Genomic DNA, 19,346 nt, shown 5'->3' with positions numbered 1-19,346 from the left:
GACGAGGGACTCGACCAGCTATTGGCCGGCGTCGCAGCAGTCAGCCTGGACGGGCCCAAGGGTGTGGGCAAGACCGCCACTGCCTCGTGTCGGGCGGTGACAGTGTTCGCCCTCAGTGACGCGGTCACCGCCGAGGCTGGTGCGCGCCGATCCTTCCCGGCTGACGGCCGGCCCGCCACCGACGTTGGTCGACGAGTGGCAGCGCTACCCCACCTCCTGGGACGTCATGCGCCGGGCAATGGATGCCGACAACTCCCCCGAACGGTTCCTGCTCAGCGCTGACCGGCTCCTCGCCCGCCGATCTCTCGACGGCCGCGATCCCAGCCAGCCCCTCCCTCGGGACGGCACCTACCTCGGCGCCCTCTTCGAGTTGCTGGTCGCCCTGCACGCGCGGGTGTTCGCCCAAGCCGCGGAGGCAAGCGTGGCCCACCTGGGCACCAAGGGCGGGGAGCGAGAGATCGACTTCATCGTCACCGGGCCCACCGGTCGGGTCCTTGCTCTGGAGGGAAAGCTGACGCACGCCGTGTCCGACAGCGATGTCCGACACCTGCGCTGGCTCACCGAGCAGCTCGGTCCGGACCTGGTCGACGCGGCCGTGATCACCACCGGGCCCGACGCCTACCGCCGAGCCGACGGGATCGCCGTGGTGCCCCTAGCGCTGCTCGGCCCGTGACGTCGCGCCGATGCGCAGGCCGGTCCTGCGGGGTGGTACAGCGGCCACGGGGAGGCGCGAACGGCCGACGGAACTGGTAGGTCTACTGCAGGAGCAGGCCGCGTCGCCCGATCCGGAAAGCGACCGTCCAGCACGAGAAGGGATGAAGGCATGACCGCTTCGGCCAACGGCAGCGCGCGTCCCCCGCAGGGGCTGGTGGTGGGATCTGACGGGCCACCGGCCGACGCCACCAAGACACCGTCAGCGGCGGCAGGCAACGGCGCTAACGGCGATCACGACGGCCTACCACAGGTGGCCGACCTGGTGGCCGAGCCGGCGAAGATCATGCGGATCGGCACCATGATCAAGCAGCTGCTGGAGGAGGTGCGGACCGCTCCGCTGGATGACGCGAGCCGCACCCGGCTGCGCGACATCCACTCCCGGTCGATCCGCGAGCTGGAGGCCGGTCTGTCCTCGGAGCTGCGCCAGGAGCTGGAGCGGCTCACCCTTCCCTTCAGCGAGGATGCCACCCCCTCCGATGCCGAGCTGCGCATCGCCCAGGCACAGCTGGTCGGCTGGCTGGAGGGCGTCTTCCATGGCATCCAGACGGCGCTGTTCGCTCAGCAGATGGCCGCCCGCGCGCAGCTGGAGGAGATGCGTCGGCAGGCGGTGCTGGGAGCGATGCCACAGCAGCTGCAGGCGCGCCCCGACGGCGGCCAGTACCTCTGAAGCCGGGGCCCACCGCCGGAGGCGACCGGAGAGCGGCGACGCCGTGCGGCTTCGTCGCCCGCGCCGTCGACCCCGATCAGCCGGTCGGCCGCCGCGGCACACCCCGTGCGCGCTGCCGGCTTGGTGTGGCGGGCGGCTGGCCGGACCGTGCCCCGGGGAGCCGGTCGTGGGCGCTCAGCTGCCGTCCGAGCCGGGCGGGACGCGCAGGGTGGGATACCGCAGCAGCTTCCACTCCAGCATGCTGATCGCGGTGCTCTGCCCGCCGGCTCGGGCGGCGGCCAGCTGCCGCTCCAGCGAGCGGCGTTCTCGGCCGTAGAGGTCGCGGTGCGCGCGCCCGCAGAACAGGGGCTGGCGACCCGAGCCCTCGGTGCGGAACTTCAGCCGGCGAGTGCACCACGGGTACAGGCAGGACGCCTTGGGGGCGTCGAGGGGTGGCCAGTCCCGCCGCGGGCCGTCCCCGGTTCCCGCACTTTCGGTCATCTGCTCTCCCAGAACCGCTCGAACGAAGCTGCTGCTCAGAGCGCATGCTAACCGCTCGCCGTGCGCGATGAAACTGCTGCTGTGCGCGCGATGAAGCCGCTAGCACGAAGCTCCGAGCGATAGTGACAACAGACCCGTGATGCATACATAACGTCAAGGATCGTGTGGTGGTCGCGCGGCGAACTGGGACCGCCCGCGCGGTCCGGCGCGATGAACCATAGAGATCGCGCGCGCTAAAGGCCTGGCCCTGTGGTAGGACTGAGACACCGCGTGTACCGCATGCGGCCGAGCGCATCCACCGATGCCCAGCACCGAACGCCACGAGGGAGCCGCCACCACCTCCGCCCGCGCCGCGGCCGGCGACCACCGGCCACAGCCCTCCGCCTGAGCCAGCGGCCACACCGGCTCCTTCCTCCGTTCCCCGGACGGACGAAGAAGTGAGGGGCGCCTGCGATCGCGAGTCGCAGACGCCCCATGCAGACCACTCACCTCGGTCGTCAACCCACAGGAAGTGATCTGGCATGTCCATCTTCCCTGATCAGCGCGCGCGCTGGCAACCCGGCGCCGCGGCACGCCACCGGCGGGCGCGTCCCGGCGCACCGTTCGCGCCGAGAGCCCGACCTCCGGCGCGGCTTCTCGTCCGCGCGCACCGGCCCGGCTGCTCGACCTCCCACCGCACCACGGCCCCGGTGCCGCCGACGGCGGTCGGCGACCGCCACCGGCTTCCCTGCTCCACAGCGGCCGGCGGCCACGGCGGACCGCGGCCGGACGTATCGAGCCCAGCCCGCCGGGTACCGGCGCGCCCCCGGGCTGACCTCCCCCTTGGGAGTGCCTCGATCACCGTCGGTGTTCAGCGCCGACCCGGAAGCAGCCGTAGACACCTCGTGATCTACGGCGACACCGGGGCAAGGCCCCGGGCTCGGCAGCGGCCTCCGGGGACGCTGCCGGTCGGCTCGGCGCGGACCGCCGGACCGCAGGCCTGCCCGAGGCGGTGGGTCCGATGAGCGAGCCGCTGCCGCCCCGCCCGCGCACGGTCGCGCCGACCCGGCCGCCGCACGTGCGCGCGGGCCACCTGCGCCGCAGCCGCCGGTCGGTGCTCGACGACATCGCGGCGCCGCGCAGCGCGTCGCTGGACTTCGATCGGATCGTCGGCAAGTTGGTCCACCAACTGCTCGCCGACACCCTCGACACCGCCCGCGAGTTGAGCCCGTCGGCGCTGGTCGACCTGCTCTACCCGCAGGCGGCGGCGTTGGTCGCGCAGGAAGGCGTCCGCGGTCGCCGGCAGGCCGTCGAGACCCGGATCACCTCCCTGGCCAGCCACTACGTGCAGCGCCTGGCCCCGCCGAGCTTCGTGGCCTATCTGGGCGCCGAGCAGACCCTCGGGGCCGGCCGGATCGATCTGACCTACGAGCACCCCACGCTCGGGATCTTCTTCGACGAGCTGAAGACCTGGAAGAACCCCCGGCTTCTGCTCGACGACGCCACCGTGGCGCAACTGGACCGCTTCGTTCGCGGGTCGGCGACCTACGGGTCGGCCTGCGCCGGGGTGCGGCTGCTGCCGGTCAGCGCGCTGGCCGACGCGCGGCTACACCGTCCGGACGGGGTCGTGGCGCCGCTGACGGCCACCGCGTTGTCGCCGGTGGCGCTGCGCCAGCAGCAGCACGCGCTCATCGCGGCCGGCGGCGACCTGGCGGTGCTGCCCGAAATGGAGGCGGCGGCGTGACCTCCTGGTCCGAGCGAGCCGCGGCCTACGAGGCGGCTCTGCGGCTGCGCCGCGGCGACGGCAGCTGGTCGAATGACTCCCTGCGGCAGATCGCCGAGCTGTACCAGGTCGGCTACTCCACCCTGCGGCGCTGGCTGGCCGAGGGCTTCCCGGAGCCGGCCAGCGAGCGGGGCTGGATGCCCGCGCACGAGGACTACGTGGCCGTCGCCACCAACCTGACCGTGCAAGAAGCGTGGCGGGAACGCTTCGAGTCCGGCGCCGTGACGGTGACCTACCAGACCTACTGCCGGCGGTTGCGGGAAGTCGACCGCGGCCTGTTCGAAACCGCGCTGCGCGGCAACGAGGCGCTCGTCCGCAACCGGCTGTACCTGATCGGCAAGCCACTGCACCGCAACCACACCTGGGGCTTCGACCACACCGAGCTGCCGGTCTGGGTGACAATCCCGCGGTACAAGGACCCGATCAAGCCGTGGGTCACCATCGTCACCGACTTCTACAGCCGCGCGCTGCTGTCCATCGTCTTGATCATCGGCAGGCCCACGGTGGAGACGGTGGCCGCCGCCCTCACCGAAGCCGCCGTCGGCCGCGACTACGACGGCACCTTCATCGGCGGGCTGCCGGTGCAGGTCCAGTACGACAACGCCAAAGAGCATCTGGGCGAGGCGGTCGCCAAGGGCATCGGCCGGCTCGGCATCGTCGGGGTGCCGATCGACAACCACGCCCACTGGCAGAACGGCCAAACCGAAACCAAGATCGGCCTGCTGCAGCGGGAGGCGCTGCGCGGCGTGCCCGGGGTCACCCTCGGTGGGCGTACCCGCTCGGGACAGCCCCGGTTCATGCCCCCCAACCGCGGCGACCTGTGGGGCATCGAACGGCTGGCCCGCCATCTGGACTCGTTCCGAGACCACTGGAACATCACGCGGACCCAGAGCGTCCTGCAAGGCCGGCCCCCGGTGCTCAAGTTCGGCGCCGACAACACCGAACTGGTCGAGATCAGCGAGGACTCCCTCGTCGCCAACATGATGAAGGAGGCGGCCAGCCACAAAATCCTCACCAAGGGCGTCTTCTTCCGGAACAGCTACTACACCCCCGTCGACGACAACGCCCGGCTCGGCACCGAGGTCTACGTCCGGTACCTGGAGCGCAACCGCGACTTCATCGCGATCAGCCCCACCCGGGAGTTCAACTTCTTCACCTTCGCCATCCACGAGGACTGCATCACTCCGGCCAACCGCGTCAAGCTGCTGGAGAACCGGGCGAGGCAGGAGGAGGAGGCCCGGCGGATCGACGCCGACGCCACCGCCCGCCGGATGCACGCCGAAGCCGTCGCGGACCGCAGCGACGCGGAATCCTCGGCCGTCGACCCGGCCGACGACTGGACGCCCGACGACCAGCCCCCGGAGGTCCCGGACGCCCCCGGCGCCGCGGATCCCCGGCAGGACGCGGCCGGCGCCCCCGCGGCTGCGCCCTCGCCGGTCAGCACGCCCCGCAAACGCCCGGCCCGCACGGCAGACACACCGCGACCCGCCACCGCGCCTGACGGCGCAAGCTCACCCGACGCCGGCCAGCCGGACACCCCCGATGCTGAGACCGGCTCCAGCGCCGACGCCGACTCCAGCGCGGCGCCCAGCGATGCGCCGGAGCAGCCGACGGCTGGCTCGGTGACCGTCATCAACACCGAACTGACCCGCCGCGGCCCCGTCGTCCGCCGCAAGGCCCCGCTGCCGCCGGCCCCGGCCCGCGGCGAGCAGCCGGCCGTCGCCAAGGCACGCACGAGCAAGGCCGCCGCCCGCCTGGCCCGCCGTGGCCTTAGCACCCCGTCCAACACCCCGCCACCCCAGACCCCCGAGGAGCAGTGAGCCCGATGCCCCGCCGCCGCCTGTCCGGCATGCCGGAGACCGTCGTCAACACTCCCTCCCTGCTGGAGGGCATCGACACCGCCGCCACCGTGCTCGACACCCAGGCGATCGGCCTGTTCGACGGCCCGGTCGGCACCGGCAAGACCACCACCGCCGAGTGGGTGGCCAGCCAGCAGCAGGCACCGACGATCAACCTGGTGATGCCCCCGCGGCCGGCCAAGCTCACCGCTCTGCGCAAGATCGTCCGCGCGCTCACCGGCGACGTCTACGACGCCAGCGGCGACGCCCTCGAAGACGCCGCCATCGACCTGCTGCGCGACTGGAACGGCCTGCTCATCGTCGACGAGGTGCAGACCATCGGCGGTCAAGGCATCAGCGAGCTGCGCTACATCCACGACGTCACCCGCGAATCGTTCGGCCTGCTGCTCGTCGGCAACGGCGTCGAGGCCGCCATCCGCACCCAACCGGCCCTCGACGACCGCATCCTCGTCCGCGCCCACTTCCAACGGCTCACCGGCGAGGACCTCATCACCGTGCTGCACGACCTGGATCCGCGGCTCAAGCGCACCGCCGCCGGCATCCTCGCCCGACTCGACCAGCGGCACTGCCGCGGCCGGCTCCGCGACTGGTCACAGATCCTGCTGCTGCTCGACACCGACTACCCCGAGGCCACCCGGATCAGCGGCGCGCTCGCCGACGAGCTGCTGCTGCGGGTCGATCGCCACGAGATCATCGACGCCACCGACCAGGACGTGGCCTGATGCGCATCACGCACGCCTACAACCCGGTCGAGGTGCCGACCAGTCGACTGCTGGAACTCAACGCCCCGGACGCCGGCACGCTGGCGATCAGCATGCGCCCGGGCAGCAAGTACGGAAACTGGGTGTTCCGGGACCTGCTGGCCGCCATGGGCAAAGACCGCGACTACGCCGCCGCCCGCACCCAGTCGGTCGCCGACGACCGCAGCGTCTGCAAGGCCTACCTGCACGCCCACGACATCCGGCGGCTCGTGGTCGTGCACTGCGAGTGGGCGCGGGCCCGCACCCGCGACGAAGGCCTGGGCTATCTGCTGGAACTGGCCGACGAGCACGATCTCGACCTGGACCTGGTCAGCGAGCTCGACCGGAACAGCACCGCGCGCAATTGGGTCGCCGCCACCGGCGGAGAACTGCTCGACTGGGACCCGCGCCGCTTCCACGCGCCGGCCCCGGTCAGCGAGCGGCGGAACGCCTACGCCTTTCCCCCCGAGGTCCCGCACGTGGACTTTCCGCTGTTCCGAGCCACCTGCCGACGACTGCTCAGTCCACAAGAGTTCCGGCAGGTGGACAACGCCTACGTCTTCGCGTTCCGCAGCGCGCGGGCCATCCTGACCGGCGACCTCACCGAGGCCGAGGTGATCGAGTTTCTGCGCATCCAGATGGCCATCGTGGTCAATCCGGCGCACGCCGCCACGATCATCCGGGCCTGCCAGGCCGCGGCGTTCGTCAACGGCATCCTGCTCAAGATCGATCTGAGCAGCCTCGGCTACTTCATCGCCGACGCCACCCACCGGCGGCTCACCGGCGACGAGCTGCGGCTGGTCCGCCGCCTCTACGCCCCGTGGAAGGCCGCCGCGGTCGTGCTCACCGACGCCGAACACTCCATCGATCAACTGCTTGCGCTGCAGCTCAGCGACGTGACCGAGACCGGCGCCGTGGCCACCGCCGACGGGCCCGTGCCGCTGTGCGACGAAGGCCGACTGCATCTGCGCGCCCTCCGCTTCGAGCGCCTCGCCGAAGAGGCCAAGCGCCGCACCGCCGCCACCACCCGGCTGTTCACCAGCGAGGCCCCGGCCATCCGCACCGCGCTGCACGCCGCCCGCCGCGACCTCGGGCTTCCGCTGACCATTCCCCGGTGGCGCGACGCCACCCGCCTTCACCCGTTCGTGACCGACCTGGACCTCAGCGTGCATCGACTGCGGGAAGGAGCCGCAGCGTGAAATCGGAACCGATCAACGGGCACATCATCCGCCGTCGCCGGCAGATGCTCGGCGATCAGGGCACCCTGCGCGCCTTCGCGCGCCGCACCGGATTGACCGGCCCCAGCGTCCGGTCGATCGAGACCACCAACCACATTCCCGGCGAAACCCCGCTGCACCAGCTGACCCGCATCGCCGACGTCCTCGGCATTCCGGTCACCGACCTGCTGCAGCGCCCCACGTCCGAGGCCTGTTCCCACGCGGACAACCCGTACGAACCCGGCGACGAGTCAACGCTCGCCGCGGACGTCAGCCGCCTGGGCCGCCTGCTGCTGCAGGAGCCGCGGTTGACCCGCAAGGTCGCCATCGCGACGGTGTTCCAGTGGGACCGGGCTCGCCTGCGCGCCGCCCAGGACGGCCTCGAAGCGCAGTTGCGTCCCGCCGGCATTGCGGTGCACGAGCTCAACGGGGCGATCACGCTGCGGCCACTGGACAGCAGCGGTGACGACGACGCCGACCGCGTGTCCTCGCAGCGGGTCGCCTCCGACGGCATGGACGTCCGCCAAGCCGAGATTCTGCACGACGTCATGACCGGCCAACTGCACAGCAGCCGCATCCAGGAGGACAAACTCATGCCGCTGGCCGGCCTGATGAATCTCGGCATCGTCTACCACGAGAACAACGGCGGCCGAAACAGTCACCGCCTCACCCCCGACGCCGCGTACGCCTTCGACGCGTGACAGCCAGCGGCCGACGCCTGCTGGCGTGGCTCCTGGGCCGGATAGCCGACGGCCCAGCAGCCACGGCCCGCATGCGTCGGCGCTGCCTGGCTCCGGGATCGGAACCAGCGGCGCGCTCTCCCGACACGGCGCCCACCGAGACGTGGCGGCCGCCTCCCGCTGGGGCTGCGCCGAGGGCGTGGCGTGCCGGCCCACCATGCAAGCGCTCGACGCGCCCCCGCGTCCACCGGTACCAACCGGTCACTGCCAGGAGATCCCGATGTCCAGGCGCGGACGGCGAACACAGTGCTGGTGCTCGGCCAGAAACGTCCAGGCGTCCTCGGCGTCCCGAACGGGACGCCACCAGGCGATGGCGTGGACCTCCGGCCACGTCAGGCCCTCCACCGGCTCGCGGCGACGGAGGGCGGTGTCTCGAACGCCGCGGCAGGTGAGACTGACGCCGGCCTGCCGAACGCCCCAGTAGTCCTGGGCGTCTTCGTCCATGACCACGATGTGCGGCAGGCCGTCATTGGAGGTGAACTCCTCGGCCAGCACAGCAGAAACCGGAACGTCCCCACATCGGGAGGCATCCGCGAGTCGCTCACCTGGGACTTCTGCTCGTGCGGCGTCGTCGACACCGACGGTAGGCCGCGGCACCGACACCTCCGGCCCACCGGCGTGCCGCGGAGCTACGGCAGACACCCGATCGATCGATTCCCCCGGCCCGGTGACGGGACGGCGCCACGCGGCCCTCAACTCTTGCGTTCCCCGCCGAGGTCGCTAATCTTCACCAATCTCTCGGGGGTTCCCTCGGGAGATCAGCGCGATCGCCCAACCAGGCGACCGTGTTGCCGTCACCCCCGGGCGCCGTGTCGACGCCTAGGGTTCTCGGGCTCGCCTGGCGAGCGCCGACGAGTGCCCCCTGGTCTGCTAGCCAGGGGGCATTTCGCGCTCTAGGACGCTGACAGCGCCGTCTCACACGGCGTGACCTTCCGATCACCGGGGCCCGGTGTAGGGGAACCTGAAGTTGCCCCGGCACAGCCTTGCCGACCCCTGTGCCGCATGCCACGATGCTCGAACCTCACGACAACCGCGCGTGCTTCCGCCCGGCCTTCTAGCAGGGGTCGAGTGAACCACCCGAGGGAGTGCACCGGCCGCCGGGAGGTGACGGCAACACAGGTCCGCCTGGGCATGGTCCGCGCATGTGGATGCACCCAGGTTGGCCTGCCCTACCCGCAGCGACCCGCTGAGGGTAGGTCAGCACCCGACCTCAGGGATGGTCATGCACACCCACACCCGACGGCGCGGCACGCGCCGAGCACACACCCTGCTCACGCGGATCGCGCTGGCTGCAGGGACGATCCTGCTGCTGCTCTTTGGTGCGCCGGGCATCAGCCAGGCCGACGATGAGCAGTCCCCCCACCACATCTTCGGCTGCTCCTACAGCGACGACTTCATCGCATCGTTGACGACCTACTACTACGCCGACGGCTCCTTCAAGATCAGCGTCGAGCCCACGCAGTACGCCCGCGACAACGGCTGGACCGACTACGCCAACAGGTCCCGGGCGATGACCAACGCGATCTGGCACGCAACCCAGTCCTGCGTGCCGGGCCTGTACAACGCGCTGGCCGACTCGATCTACCAGCAGATCGAGTGCCACGTCTGGTTCGGCGGCCTGCCCAACAACAACCTCCGCGGCTACCGGACGGGCGACACCTGGGACTTCGAGTCCACACACCTGCCGCTGGTCAACCCCGGCCTGCGGTCCTACGTCGACACCGCTTGCCTGTCCGAGGACGGCGTCACCGAGGGCAACAACCAACGGTTCGACTTCGCCTGACCTGCACGAACAGCGGGGCCGCACCACCCTGGTGCGGCCCCGTTGCATGCGCTCCGCAGCTGCCGCTGACCCTGATGCATGCACGCGTGCGACGCCGGCCGCGGTCAGGAGCCGGTGCGGCTACGGCAGGGCGGGCAGGTGCACTGCCGGAACTTCGGGGTGATGTGGATGACGCCGCTGAGCTCGCCGTCGTCGTTGGTGTCGACCAGCGGCCACAGCCCGGTGGAGTACTTGTCGTCACTGGTCGGCTGGTAGTGGCGCCACAACGCGTACGCGACCAGGTCAGCGGCCTGGATGAGGCGGCTCGCCCGGCTGTCGATGAACAGCGGCACCTGCAGCAGCGCGGCCAGCCCGACGCCCTTGCGCTGCCAGATGGTGGCCTGCTCCTGGATGCGCCGCTCGTGCTGCTGCCGCCGGTCGTGGATGACCACGCCGCGCTGGTGGGTCGGGGCGGTCGTGTTGATCCGGCCAAGCATCTCGTCGAACCGGTGCAGGACGTGCTCGTAGGCGTAGGCGTCAGCGGCCTTGACTGGCCCGTAGCGGTGGTGGCTGCGGTCGACGACGGCCGCGAAGACGCGCGGCGGGTAGCCGGGGTCGGTCGGCTGCAGGGTGGTGATCGCGGTGTAGACGTCGGTGAGGATGGCGAGCCGGACCGCCGAGGGGACGGTGAGCCATTCACTCGGCGGGGTGGCCGGGTAGGGCGGCCGGGCGGGCCGGCCACGGGACGGGGTCTTGAGCTCCTTGGCGTGCAGTTCGTGTTTGTCGGGGTCGAGGCCCAGGGGGGTCAGGTGGCGGGCGAGCACGCCGTGCAGGGCGTGTTCGAGGCGGCGGACGTCGGCCTCGTGCACGGCGAGTCCGGCGAGCAGCAGCACGGGTGCCCCGGTGTGTGTGCCCGACTCGTCCAGGGCCAGGACGTACACGCCGGTGTTCCTCCCATCAGCGGCGGAGGCGCCCTCCCAGCCGGGGGGCGCCTCCACTTCCGGCCAGCCGGCCGGCTGCCCGGGCCGGTTCCCGCCTACGCAGTTCCGGCTCCAGGTGACGGTTCCCGCCTACGCAGTCCGTCGCAGTGAAGTGTATCGACCGGCTCCGACAGAACTGGAGCCGGACGGTCACCGGCTGCCGGTGCCGGTCAGCGCGGTGACCGCCGCGACGATGGCGTCCAGCGTGGCGGACCGGTGCCCCTCGCGGTACAAGCAGTGAACGGCGGTGCGCACTAGGTGCCCGTTCTTGGTCGTCGACTCCGGCAGCCCCATCGCCCGGGCGGTGTCCACGTACGCGCCCCGCACCGCGGCCGCGGGCATCTCGGCGTCCAGGACGGTCCGCAGGTTCGGCTTGGCCGCCGCCCACCCGCCGGTGACCTGCGTGACCGGCCGCTCCTCCCCCGGCCCGCCGGCCAGCCGGGACAGCATCGCGTTGAGCCGCAGCGCGTCCGGGTCACTCGGCTGCCCCGCCGGCTTCTCGTCGGTGTCGAACACGACGAACACCGGCACGCCCAACTGGCGGATGATCTCCGCGGCCAGCACGAGGTTGGCTTTGCCGTCGACCGCGACCAGCGCGATCCCGGCGCCGGCCAGGTCGGTGCCGGCCGCCTGCGCGGCACCATCGATCAGGCCGACGTCTTCGTCGCCCTCGACCAGGACCACCGCGTCGGCGAACAACCCCTCCGACACCGCCGACCCGAGCAGCGCCGGCAGTTGCGCGGCGACCCGCTGCGCCGTCCACGGTTTCCCGGCACCGTTGCGCGCCGCATCGAGCCGCTCTGCGATCACCGGCAGACTGGCGACGTAGGCCCGCGTGCACGCCGCCGGCCCTACACCACCGTCGGTGCCGGTCGGGCACAGCCGCAGTAGGCGGACCGCCGGGATGTCGTCCACCCCGACGAAGTAGGGGCTGTGCGTGGTGTACACGACCTGCGTTGACCGGGCGGTGTCCCGCGCCAGGTCGGCCAGCACCCGCGCCACGTACCGGGCCCGCACCGGATGCTGGTACACCTCCGGCTCCTCGATCACCAGCAGGAGGCCAGGCTGATCGGCGCCGTCCCCGCGGCGCGCGTCGAGCAGCGCCCGCAGGAGGGAGAACACGTACGCGCGCTGCACCCCGTGCCCCTGCCGACCGATGTCGGCCTCGTGCCCGGACTCGACGATCCGGGCACGGACCGGCGGAGCGGCCAGCGACGGCACCCGCGGCTCCCACGCCAACGTGACCTGCGCTCCAGGCGCGAACGCCGCGATCTGCTCGGTGATGCTCGCCGACAGATCCGTCAACCGCGTCCCTGCCCCGTCGGCCAGAATCCGCTCGTACTCAACAGCGGTCCGCGACGACAACTCCGCCAACTCACCGTCGAGGTCCAGCCCGGACCGGACGGTGATCTCCACGAGCCGCCCGAGAGTGCTGCCCTTGCCGTCCGACGCGTCATCGGCCGCGTCCCGCATCGCGGGCAGCACCAGCAACTCCAGCAGCCCGCTCAGGTCGAAGTCGCCGCCGCCCCCGAACCGCAGGGTCGCATCCGGGCCAGCCTGAGTGGCCTTCTCCGGATGCGCGCGCTCATACGCATCGCACGCCTCCACCGCCGCCTGCTTGCTCGAACACGACGGCAGACCGTCATCGAGCGCAGCACGCGCCTTGGCGTACATCTCCTTCACCGTGGCAGCCGGTGCACCGGCCGACACCGCGGTCCGCACCTCGACGAACTCGGGCACCTGCGCCCGCTCACACGACCACGCCACCACGGGGCGACCGTTCTCCCCGATCACTCGCGACCGCGTGATCACCAGATCGCCGTCCGCGTTCAGCCACGGCCCGAGCCGCTCGGCCCACTCCCCGGGCAGGTCCGTGATCGTGCCGGTCACCGACACCTCCGGCTCCGCCAGTCCGTCGGTGACGTCGTCGTCATCCAACTCGACCTGACCGAACAGGAACTGCAGCGCCCGAACCGTGCTCGACTTCCCGGCACCGTTCGCGCCGATCAGAGCCGTCAGGGGATCGAACGACAACTCCAACCCGTCCAGGCAGCGCAGCCCGCGCACCGAGATCCCTGCCAGCCGCGCCGCCACCACTCCCCCTCCCCTTTTCGACCCCGAGATTCGCTACAGCGCATCAGGGCCGGCCGGTGGCGAGGGGCAGCCACAGCCACCCCTCGCCACCGCCCGCCTCAGCCCAGCGGCCAGTCCTCGTAGCCCACGCGCATGACCCGCGGACTGCGCGGCGCCCTCGGTGCCCTCGCGCTCCGAGTTCGTGGACTCGGCGGAGTACGCACCTTGTGCGCCTTGCTCACCTTCCGGATCAGCCGATCGTCGATGACCTCACCGAGATACCGACCAGTGCGCGCGTCGAAGATCTCCGACTCGACGAACTTGCCGACATGGGAGCCGTCCTGGCCGAAGAGTTGGTCACCGTCCTGGAATCCGAACGATGCGCCGCTCCACGTCCACAGCCAGCGATCCATGACCTACTTGCGGTCCCGCGGCGGGTTCGGGTCATTGCCCGGCGGCACCGTGTCCGAATCACGCAGCCTGCCGTCCCGGCCATGGATACGGACCTCACCGCCACCGGCGTTGCGGACGATCTCGCGCGCCCGGTCCGTGGCCTCAGCCTGCGTCCGCGTGTGCGCACTCGCCCGCGACGCGCCCGGTGCCCGCACATCCCAGCCGCCACCCCTGCGCGGCACGACGTGCCGATCATTCTTGGTCACCGATCAACACCCCCTTCAACAGGTTGTTTCGTCTGTGACGGAACGAGACCCTGCTCCGCCGTATGACCCAAAATGGGCCATCTGCGGTCTCATCACGTTATTCGGGTCTCGTTCCGTTCACATCCGAGTCTCACCGCGGCGTTATCGGAGTCTCACGGAGCCGCGATTCCAGTCTCATTTACCTTCACATTTCCCATCAGCTGCAGCCGCTGGTGGAGCCGCAGCCCTCGCAGACGTAGCAGCTGCCGGCCGGCCGCATCTTCGTGCCGCAGGTCATGCACAGCGGCGCGTCGGTGGCGGTGCCGGTGACCAGCTCGAGCAGCTCGGCCGAGGAGTGGGCCTCCTTCACCGACTTCGGGCCCTCCGGCGTGACCTTCTCCTGGGCGGGAGCCGTCTCGATCGGCGCGGAGCCGCGCAGCTGCTCCAGGTCGACCTCGTCCTCCTCGACGACCGTGGCCGTCGACGCCGAGGTGCCGTAGCCGGCGACCTGGGCCGCCCGCTCCTCGGCGGTGAAGATGCCCAGGGTGGCCCGCTTCTCCACCGGCAGGTGGTCCAGCGCCAGGCGGCGGAAGATGTAGTCCATCACCGACTGGGCGATCCGGATGTCCGGGTCGTCGGTCATGCCGGCCGGCTCGAACCGCATGTTGGTGAACTTCTGGATGTAGGTCTCCAGCGGCACACCGTGCTGCAGCGCGATGGACAGCGAGATGGAGAAGGCGTCCATCACACCGGCCAGGGTCGACCCCTGCTTGCCGAGCTTCAGGAAGACCTCGCCGAGGCTGCCGTCCTCGTACATACCGGCGGTCATGTAACCCTCGGCGCCGGCCACGCTGAACGAGGTGGTGACGCTCGTCCGCTTCTTGGGCAGCCGCTTGCGCACCGGGTGCGAGACCGGGCTCGGCGCGACCTCGGCCTCGACGGCCTTCTCCGCCTTCTTGGCCTTGGCGTCGGACAGCGGCTGGCCGACCTTGCAGTTGTCGCGGTAGATCGCCAGCGCCTTGAGGCCCATCTTCCAGCCCTGGAAGTAGATGTTCTCGACGTCCTCGACGGTCGCCGTCTCGGGCATGTTGACCGTCTTGGAGATGGCGCCGGAGATGAAGGGCTGCACCGCGGCCATCATCCGGACGTGACCCATCGGGGAGATGGCCCGCTCACCCATCGCGCAGTCGAACACCTCGTAGTGCTCGGGGCGCAGGCTCGGCGCGTCGACGACGTGGCCGTGCTCGGCGATGTACTCGACGATCGCCTCGATCTGCTCCTCCTGGTAGCCCAGGCTGCGCAGCGCCCGCGGCACCGTCTGGTTGACGATCTGCATGGAGCCGCCGCCGACCAGCTTCTTGAACTTGACCAGCGAGAAGTCCGGCTCGATGCCGGTCGTGTCGCAGTCCATCATGAAGCCGATCGTGCCGGTGGGGGCCAGCACCGAGGCCTGGGCGTTGCGCCAGCCGTTGTCGGCGCCGATCTCCAGGCACTCCTGCCACTGCTGCGTGGCGACCTTCAGCACGTCGGCGTCGTCGGCACCCACCGGGCGGATGGCGTCGTTGGCGGCGGCGTGCTTGCGCATCACACGGGCGTGCGCGTCCGCGTTGCGGGCGTAGCCCTCGTACGGACCGACGATGCCGGCGAGCTCGGCCGAGCGCCGGTAGGCGGTGCCGGTCATCAGCGAGGTGATGGCCGCGGCCAGCGTCTGGCCACCGCGCGAGTCGTAGGCGTGGCCGGTGGCCATGAGCAGGGCGCCCAGGTTGGCGTAGCCGATGCCCAGCTGGCGGTAGGCCCGGGTGGTCTCACCGATCGGGTCGGTCGGGAAGTCGGCGAAGCAGATCGAGATGTCCATCGCGGTGATGACCAGCTCGACGGCCTTCACGAAGTTCTTGGCGTCGAACGTGCCGTCGTCCTTGAGGAACTTCATGAGGTTCAGCGACGCCAGGTTGCACGAGCTGTTGTCCAGGCTCATGTACTCCGAGCACGGGTTGGACGCGTTGATGCGGCCGGTCTCGGGGTTGGTGTGCCAGTCGTTGATCGTGTCGTCGTACTGGATGCCGGGGTCGGCGCACTCCCACGCGGCCTGGGTGACCTTGCGGAACAGCGACTTGGCGTCGACGGTCTCGATGACGGAGCCGTCGAGGCGGGCCCGGAGACCGAACTCGTCGCCCTCCTCGACCGCGCGCATGAACTCGTCGGAGACGCGCACGGAGTTGTTGGCGTTCTGGTACTGGACGCTGGTGATGTCCTTGCCGCCGAGGTCCATGTCGTAGCCGGCGTCGCGCAGCGCGCGGATCTTGTCCTCCTCGCGCGCCTTGGTCTCGATGAACTCCTCGATGTCGGGGTGGTCGATGTCGAGGACGACCATCTTCGCGGCGCGGCGGGTGGCACCACCGGACTTGATGGTTCCCGCGGAGGCGTCGGCGCCGCGCATGAAGGACACCGGGCCCGAGGCGGTGCCGCCGGAGGAGAGCAGCTCCTTGGAGGACCGGATGCGGGAGAGGTTCAGGCCGGCGCCGGAGCCGCCCTTGAAGATCAGGCCCTCCTCGCGGTACCAGTTGAGGATCGAGTCCATCTCGTCGTCGACGGCGAGGATGAAGCAGGCGCTGACCTGCTGCGGCGCGCTGGTGCCGACGTTGAACCAGACGGGCGAGTTGAAGCTGAAGTACTGGTGCAGCAGCATCCAGGTCAGCTCGTGCTCGAAGATCTCGGCGTCGCCCTCGGAGGCGAAGTAGCCGTGCTCGCGGCCGGCCTCGGTGTAGGTGAGCACCACCCGGTCGATGAGCTGGCGCAGGCTCGTCTCGCGCTGCGGGGTGCCGACGGCACCGCGGAAGTACTTCGTGGTGACGATGTTGGTGGCGTTGATGCTCCACTCGGACGGGAACTCGACACCGCGCTGCTCGAAGTTGATCGAGCCGTCCCGCCAGTTGGTCATGACGACGTCGCGACGCTCCCAGGTCACCTCGTCGTACGGGTGCACACCAGCGGTGGTGAAGACGCGCTTGATCTTGAGGCCCTTGGCACGGCTGGGCGTCTTGGCGCTGCGGCGGGTGCGGGCGCCGGCCACGCGGTCGTCGGTCTCGGTCATGGTGTGGAGCTCTCCCTGGTCGTGTGTCGCGTGGTGCATCGCGGGGCTGCGCGGTGGTGCTGCGCGGTGGCGGATCGGGGGCTGGGGAAGAGCCGCGATCGGTAACTGCTCGAACTGCTGTCTATCGGGTGGCACCGACAGTTCTCAGGTGCCGGCGGGGGTGCCGGACGGCACCGGCTGACGGGGTGCGGGCGGCCCCTCCTCCCCCGGCGGCGCGCCGCCGGACTGCCGGGCCCGGAGCTCGGCGATCTCCCGCTCGAAGTCGGCCACCGAGGTGAAGGAGCGGTAGACGCTGGCGAACCGGAGGTAGGCCACCTCGTCCAGTTCGCGCAGCGGGCCGAGGATGGCCAGGCCGACCTCGTGGCTCGGCACCTCCGCGGCGCCGCTGGCGCGGATGGCGTCCTCCACCTGCTGGGCGAGGAGCTTGAGCTGGTCCTCGTCGACCGGCCGGCCCTGGCAGGCCCGGCGGACGCCGGCGACGACCTTGCTGCGGTTGAACGGTTCGCTGACGCCGTTGCGCTTGACGACGGCGAGCACCGCCTCCTCGACGGTGGTGAACCGCCGGCCGCACGCAGGGCACGAGCGGCGACGACGCGTCGTGGCGCCCTCGTCGGCCTCCCGCGAGTCGATCACCCGGCTGTCGGCGTTGTGGCAGAACGGGCAGCGCACGATGGTTCACCTCCTCCGCCGGGCGCCCGCCACCGGCTGCCTGTGGAGCTCCCTGGGGACATCCGGTGGACGCCGCGGGGAGAACCTGAGGATGGGCCTGTGGACGGGCTTACAGCTGTGTAACTACTAGATGTAGGGGAACCCTAGGACGGCGCCCACAAGATGTGCAAGTGATCGTTTCTCCGGCGTGTTCCGCCCCGACACTGCGGTGCGCAGGCGGAACAGCGGCCCCCAGCCGTCACAGCGGCACCGCGGCGACACGCCGACGAACGCCCCGCGGGAGGGCACCCGTCGCGCCGGGCACGGTCGACCGCACACCCGACACACCGCGAGCGCGCCGGCCACCCGGCCGACGACCACCCGGAGGCCATGTACGGCAGCAGGGCGAGGCCGGCCGCCGGGCCTCCGTCACGGGGCGCGAGCGGGTCAGACGTGGACGGCGCCGTCCAACCGGGGCCGCCGGGAGTGCGGGACCTGGTTCCCCAGGCGCATCGGCCGGGTGAGCAGGTCGGGCTCGACGTCCGCGGGAGGGGTCCAGCCGTGCCCGGCCGGACGCCGCTCCACCGGGTGGGCGGCGCGCGCCGCGGGCACCGCCCACGCGCCGGACCGGTTGCCACGCGCCACGACCGGCCCACCCGTCACGACCGGCTCGAGGTGACCGGTGTCGGCGGCCCGGTGCCGACCGACGGCAGGGGCGGAAGCGGTCGCCGGGGCCCGGTGACGACCGGCCGCGGTCGCCGGCCTCGGAGTGGCCGGGCTCTCGGCGACCTCGGGAGCTCGCCGACGCCCTTCGGGGCGAGCGGTGGCCGGGCGGACGCCCGCATCCCGCTCCAGCGGCAGACCGGCGGTCTCGTCATGGGCGACCGGGCCGGCCTCCTGCGACGGGGAAGGCGCCTGCGCGGGCATCACCCGCGTCGCCGGGACGGCCTCGGCGGGCGGCGGCTCGGGCAGTCGCACCGCTGCCAGATCGGTCCAGGCCGTGCATTCGACACCGTCGACCACGACGCGGACCCACATCTGGCAGGCGCCCGCGTCGTCGTGCCGCCAGCCCAGGAGCTCGCCGGCGCACCAGTTCCCCGCCTGGTGGACCTCGACGACCTGGGGCTGGCTGGTGAACACCGCGGCGCGACTCTCCATGACGCTGGACACGGGATGACCGTAGGCGGGCCATGAGCACACTGCGTGAACGCGCCGACACAGAGGGTTGACGAAGTCGTCGAACGGGCATTGTGAACCTCTCGCCATGGCCGCGCGGCTGCACGGGACCGGCCGATCAGGGCAGCAGCAGCACCTGACCGGGAGCGATCGCCGCGCTCCCGAGCTCGTTGAGCCGGCGGATGTCGACGATGACGTCGCGCACGTCGCGCCCCCCGGCTGCTGCACCCGCGATCGACCAGAGCGTGTCCCCGGGTTCCACGATCACCTTCGTCGTGCCCATCAGCTCCAGCCCGCCCCCGTCCTCGCCGAGGGCGGCGCCGACGAGGGCGACCACCCCGAGACCCAGGAGCAGGACGGCCACCGCGACCACGCGGCGCCCGCGCGCCGTCAGCCGGAGCGTTGGGACCGGCGGCGGCACCGCCCGGCCGGCGACCGTCCGGGCGCGGCCCGCCGGCCGGGACTCCCCCTGGCGGGTCGCGGGCGCGACGGGTTCCGCGTAGGCGCGGGGCGGTGGCAGGACCCTCAGGTGGCGCGCGGGCACCCGCGCCGCGCTGCCGTGCGCCACGCCCACCGACGACTCCGCGCGGACGCGCAACGCAGCACCGCTGTCCATGTCTCCCGCCCTCCTGGCCGGCACCCCGCCGGCCCGAACACCTGTTCGATTCGAACGCCTGTCCGATGTCTACCGGACGATGCCGACAGAAGCGATGCGACACGGAGAACTTTCGAACGTGTGTTTGAACTGGCCCGGGATCGGCGCTACCGTTCAGCGGACGACGACGGTCGAGCGCTGCAC

18 protein-coding genes are annotated in these 19,346 nt (G+C 71.2%); 8 read left to right on the top strand and 10 right to left on the bottom strand.

What is annotated here, in order from left to right:
• Nucleotides 1-139: 139 nt before the first annotated feature.
• Nucleotides 140-673: a DUF4143 domain-containing protein gene (locus E9565_RS00350; protein ID WP_236833764.1), complete on the top strand. Its 534-nt coding sequence runs from the start codon at nucleotides 140-142 to the stop codon at nucleotides 671-673.
• A 150-nt stretch (nucleotides 674-823) separates the two neighbouring features.
• Nucleotides 824-1,381 carry a bacterial proteasome activator family protein gene (locus E9565_RS00345; RefSeq protein WP_236833763.1) on the top strand — a complete coding sequence of 186 codons (558 nt, stop codon included), beginning with the start codon at nucleotides 824-826 and terminating at the stop codon, nucleotides 1,379-1,381.
• 174 nt (nucleotides 1,382-1,555) lie between these two features.
• On the opposite strand, the gene E9565_RS00340 is transcribed toward E9565_RS00345, so the two are convergent.
• Nucleotides 1,556-1,861 (bottom strand): hypothetical protein, encoded by a 306-nt coding sequence (locus E9565_RS00340; RefSeq protein ID WP_236833762.1) that lies wholly within the window; start codon nucleotides 1,859-1,861, stop codon nucleotides 1,556-1,558.
• Nucleotides 1,862-2,861: 1,000 nt separating this feature from the next.
• Here E9565_RS00340 and E9565_RS00335 point away from each other — a divergent pair.
• The 5 genes from E9565_RS00335 to E9565_RS00315 are packed head-to-tail and all read left to right on the top strand — an operon-like array spanning nucleotide 2,862 to nucleotide 8,140.
• Nucleotides 2,862-3,584 carry a hypothetical protein gene (locus E9565_RS00335; protein WP_236833761.1) on the top strand — a complete coding sequence of 241 codons (723 nt, stop codon included), beginning with the start codon at nucleotides 2,862-2,864 and terminating at the stop codon, nucleotides 3,582-3,584.
• Nucleotides 3,581-5,443: a hypothetical protein gene (locus E9565_RS00330; RefSeq protein ID WP_236833760.1), complete on the top strand. Its 1,863-nt coding sequence runs from the start codon at nucleotides 3,581-3,583 to the stop codon at nucleotides 5,441-5,443. The genes E9565_RS00335 and E9565_RS00330 overlap by 4 nt, the downstream gene beginning before the upstream one ends.
• 5 nt (nucleotides 5,444-5,448) lie before the next feature.
• Nucleotides 5,449-6,204 carry an ATP-binding protein gene (locus E9565_RS00325; protein WP_236833758.1) on the top strand — a complete coding sequence of 252 codons (756 nt, stop codon included), beginning with the start codon at nucleotides 5,449-5,451 and terminating at the stop codon, nucleotides 6,202-6,204.
• Entirely contained in the window at nucleotides 6,204-7,421 is a 1,218-nt protein-coding gene (locus E9565_RS00320; protein ID WP_236833756.1) for a hypothetical protein, read from the top strand. Before E9565_RS00325 ends, E9565_RS00320 begins: the two co-directional genes overlap by 1 nt.
• The gene (locus E9565_RS00315) at nucleotides 7,418-8,140 is read left to right on the top strand and encodes a helix-turn-helix domain-containing protein (protein WP_236833754.1); all 723 of its coding nucleotides are present in this window, start codon (nucleotides 7,418-7,420) and stop codon (nucleotides 8,138-8,140) included. Before E9565_RS00320 ends, E9565_RS00315 begins: the two co-directional genes overlap by 4 nt.
• Nucleotides 8,141-8,380: 240 nt before the next feature.
• Here the strand turns inward: E9565_RS00315 and E9565_RS00310 are convergent, their stop codons facing one another.
• The gene (locus E9565_RS00310) at nucleotides 8,381-8,674 is read right to left on the bottom strand and encodes a hypothetical protein (RefSeq protein WP_236833753.1); all 294 of its coding nucleotides are present in this window, start codon (nucleotides 8,672-8,674) and stop codon (nucleotides 8,381-8,383) included.
• A 727-nt stretch (nucleotides 8,675-9,401) separates the two neighbouring features.
• Between E9565_RS00310 and E9565_RS00305 the strand changes: the two genes are divergently transcribed.
• The gene (locus E9565_RS00305; RefSeq protein ID WP_236833751.1) at nucleotides 9,402-9,962 is read left to right on the top strand and encodes a hypothetical protein; all 561 of its coding nucleotides are present in this window, start codon (nucleotides 9,402-9,404) and stop codon (nucleotides 9,960-9,962) included.
• Nucleotides 9,963-10,066: 104 nt separating this feature from the next.
• Here the strand turns inward: E9565_RS00305 and E9565_RS00300 are convergent, their stop codons facing one another.
• The 8 genes from E9565_RS00300 to E9565_RS00265 form a co-directional block, all read right to left on the bottom strand.
• Nucleotides 10,067-10,882, bottom strand: coding sequence for a DUF3800 domain-containing protein (locus tag E9565_RS00300; protein ID WP_236833749.1), 816 nt, complete (start codon nucleotides 10,880-10,882; stop codon nucleotides 10,067-10,069).
• Nucleotides 10,883-11,071: 189 nt separating this feature from the next.
• Nucleotides 11,072-13,015 (bottom strand): ATP-dependent endonuclease, encoded by a 1,944-nt coding sequence (locus E9565_RS00295; protein WP_236833747.1) that lies wholly within the window; start codon nucleotides 13,013-13,015, stop codon nucleotides 11,072-11,074.
• 98 nt (nucleotides 13,016-13,113) lie between these two features.
• A complete protein-coding gene (locus E9565_RS00290; RefSeq protein WP_236833746.1) occupies nucleotides 13,114-13,407 on the bottom strand; it encodes a hypothetical protein in 294 nt (97 codons plus the stop codon).
• Nucleotides 13,408-13,410: 3 nt separating this feature from the next.
• On the bottom strand, nucleotides 13,411-13,653 hold the full coding sequence (locus E9565_RS00285; protein WP_236833744.1) for a DUF2188 domain-containing protein: 243 nt from the start codon (nucleotides 13,651-13,653) through the stop codon (nucleotides 13,411-13,413).
• 196 nt (nucleotides 13,654-13,849) lie between these two features.
• On the bottom strand, nucleotides 13,850-16,723 hold the full coding sequence (locus tag E9565_RS00280) for a vitamin B12-dependent ribonucleotide reductase (RefSeq protein ID WP_236826148.1): 2,874 nt from the start codon (nucleotides 16,721-16,723) through the stop codon (nucleotides 13,850-13,852).
• Between the two features lie 144 nt (nucleotides 16,724-16,867).
• A complete protein-coding gene (nrdR, locus tag E9565_RS00275) occupies nucleotides 16,868-17,392 on the bottom strand; it encodes a transcriptional regulator NrdR (protein WP_236826149.1) in 525 nt (174 codons plus the stop codon).
• Between the two features lie 426 nt (nucleotides 17,393-17,818).
• A complete protein-coding gene (locus tag E9565_RS00270) occupies nucleotides 17,819-18,541 on the bottom strand; it encodes a hypothetical protein (RefSeq protein ID WP_236826150.1) in 723 nt (240 codons plus the stop codon).
• Between the two features lie 124 nt (nucleotides 18,542-18,665).
• The gene (locus E9565_RS00265; RefSeq protein ID WP_236833743.1) at nucleotides 18,666-19,163 is read right to left on the bottom strand and encodes a LysM peptidoglycan-binding domain-containing protein; all 498 of its coding nucleotides are present in this window, start codon (nucleotides 19,161-19,163) and stop codon (nucleotides 18,666-18,668) included.
• Between the last annotated feature and the right edge of the window lie 183 nt (nucleotides 19,164-19,346).

The organism is Blastococcus sp. KM273129, from assembly GCF_021698995.1.
GTDB lineage: Bacteria > Actinomycetota > Actinomycetes > Mycobacteriales > Geodermatophilaceae > Blastococcus.
Note: the sequence above shows the minus strand (reverse complement) of the source record. Positions and strands in the feature narration are given on the sequence as shown.

What these genes read in the sequence shown, in the direction of transcription:
- E9565_RS00345 (WP_236833763.1), top strand. Translation starts at nt 824, where the DNA reads ATGACCGCTTCGGCCAACGGCAGCGCGCGTCCCCCGCAGGGGCTGGTG.
- E9565_RS00340 (WP_236833762.1), bottom strand. Translation starts at nt 1,861, where the DNA reads ATGACCGAAAGTGCGGGAACCGGGGACGGCCCGCGGCGGGACTGGCCA.
- E9565_RS00335 (WP_236833761.1), top strand. Translation starts at nt 2,862, where the DNA reads ATGAGCGAGCCGCTGCCGCCCCGCCCGCGCACGGTCGCGCCGACCCGG.
- E9565_RS00325 (WP_236833758.1), top strand. Translation starts at nt 5,449, where the DNA reads ATGCCCCGCCGCCGCCTGTCCGGCATGCCGGAGACCGTCGTCAACACT.
- E9565_RS00320 (WP_236833756.1), top strand. Translation starts at nt 6,204, where the DNA reads ATGCGCATCACGCACGCCTACAACCCGGTCGAGGTGCCGACCAGTCGA.
- E9565_RS00305 (WP_236833751.1), top strand. Translation starts at nt 9,402, where the DNA reads ATGCACACCCACACCCGACGGCGCGGCACGCGCCGAGCACACACCCTG.
- E9565_RS00290 (WP_236833746.1), bottom strand. Translation starts at nt 13,407, where the DNA reads ATGGATCGCTGGCTGTGGACGTGGAGCGGCGCATCGTTCGGATTCCAG.
- E9565_RS00280 (WP_236826148.1), bottom strand. Translation starts at nt 16,723, where the DNA reads ATGACCGAGACCGACGACCGCGTGGCCGGCGCCCGCACCCGCCGCAGC.
- E9565_RS00265 (WP_236833743.1), bottom strand. Translation starts at nt 19,163, where the DNA reads ATGGACAGCGGTGCTGCGTTGCGCGTCCGCGCGGAGTCGTCGGTGGGC.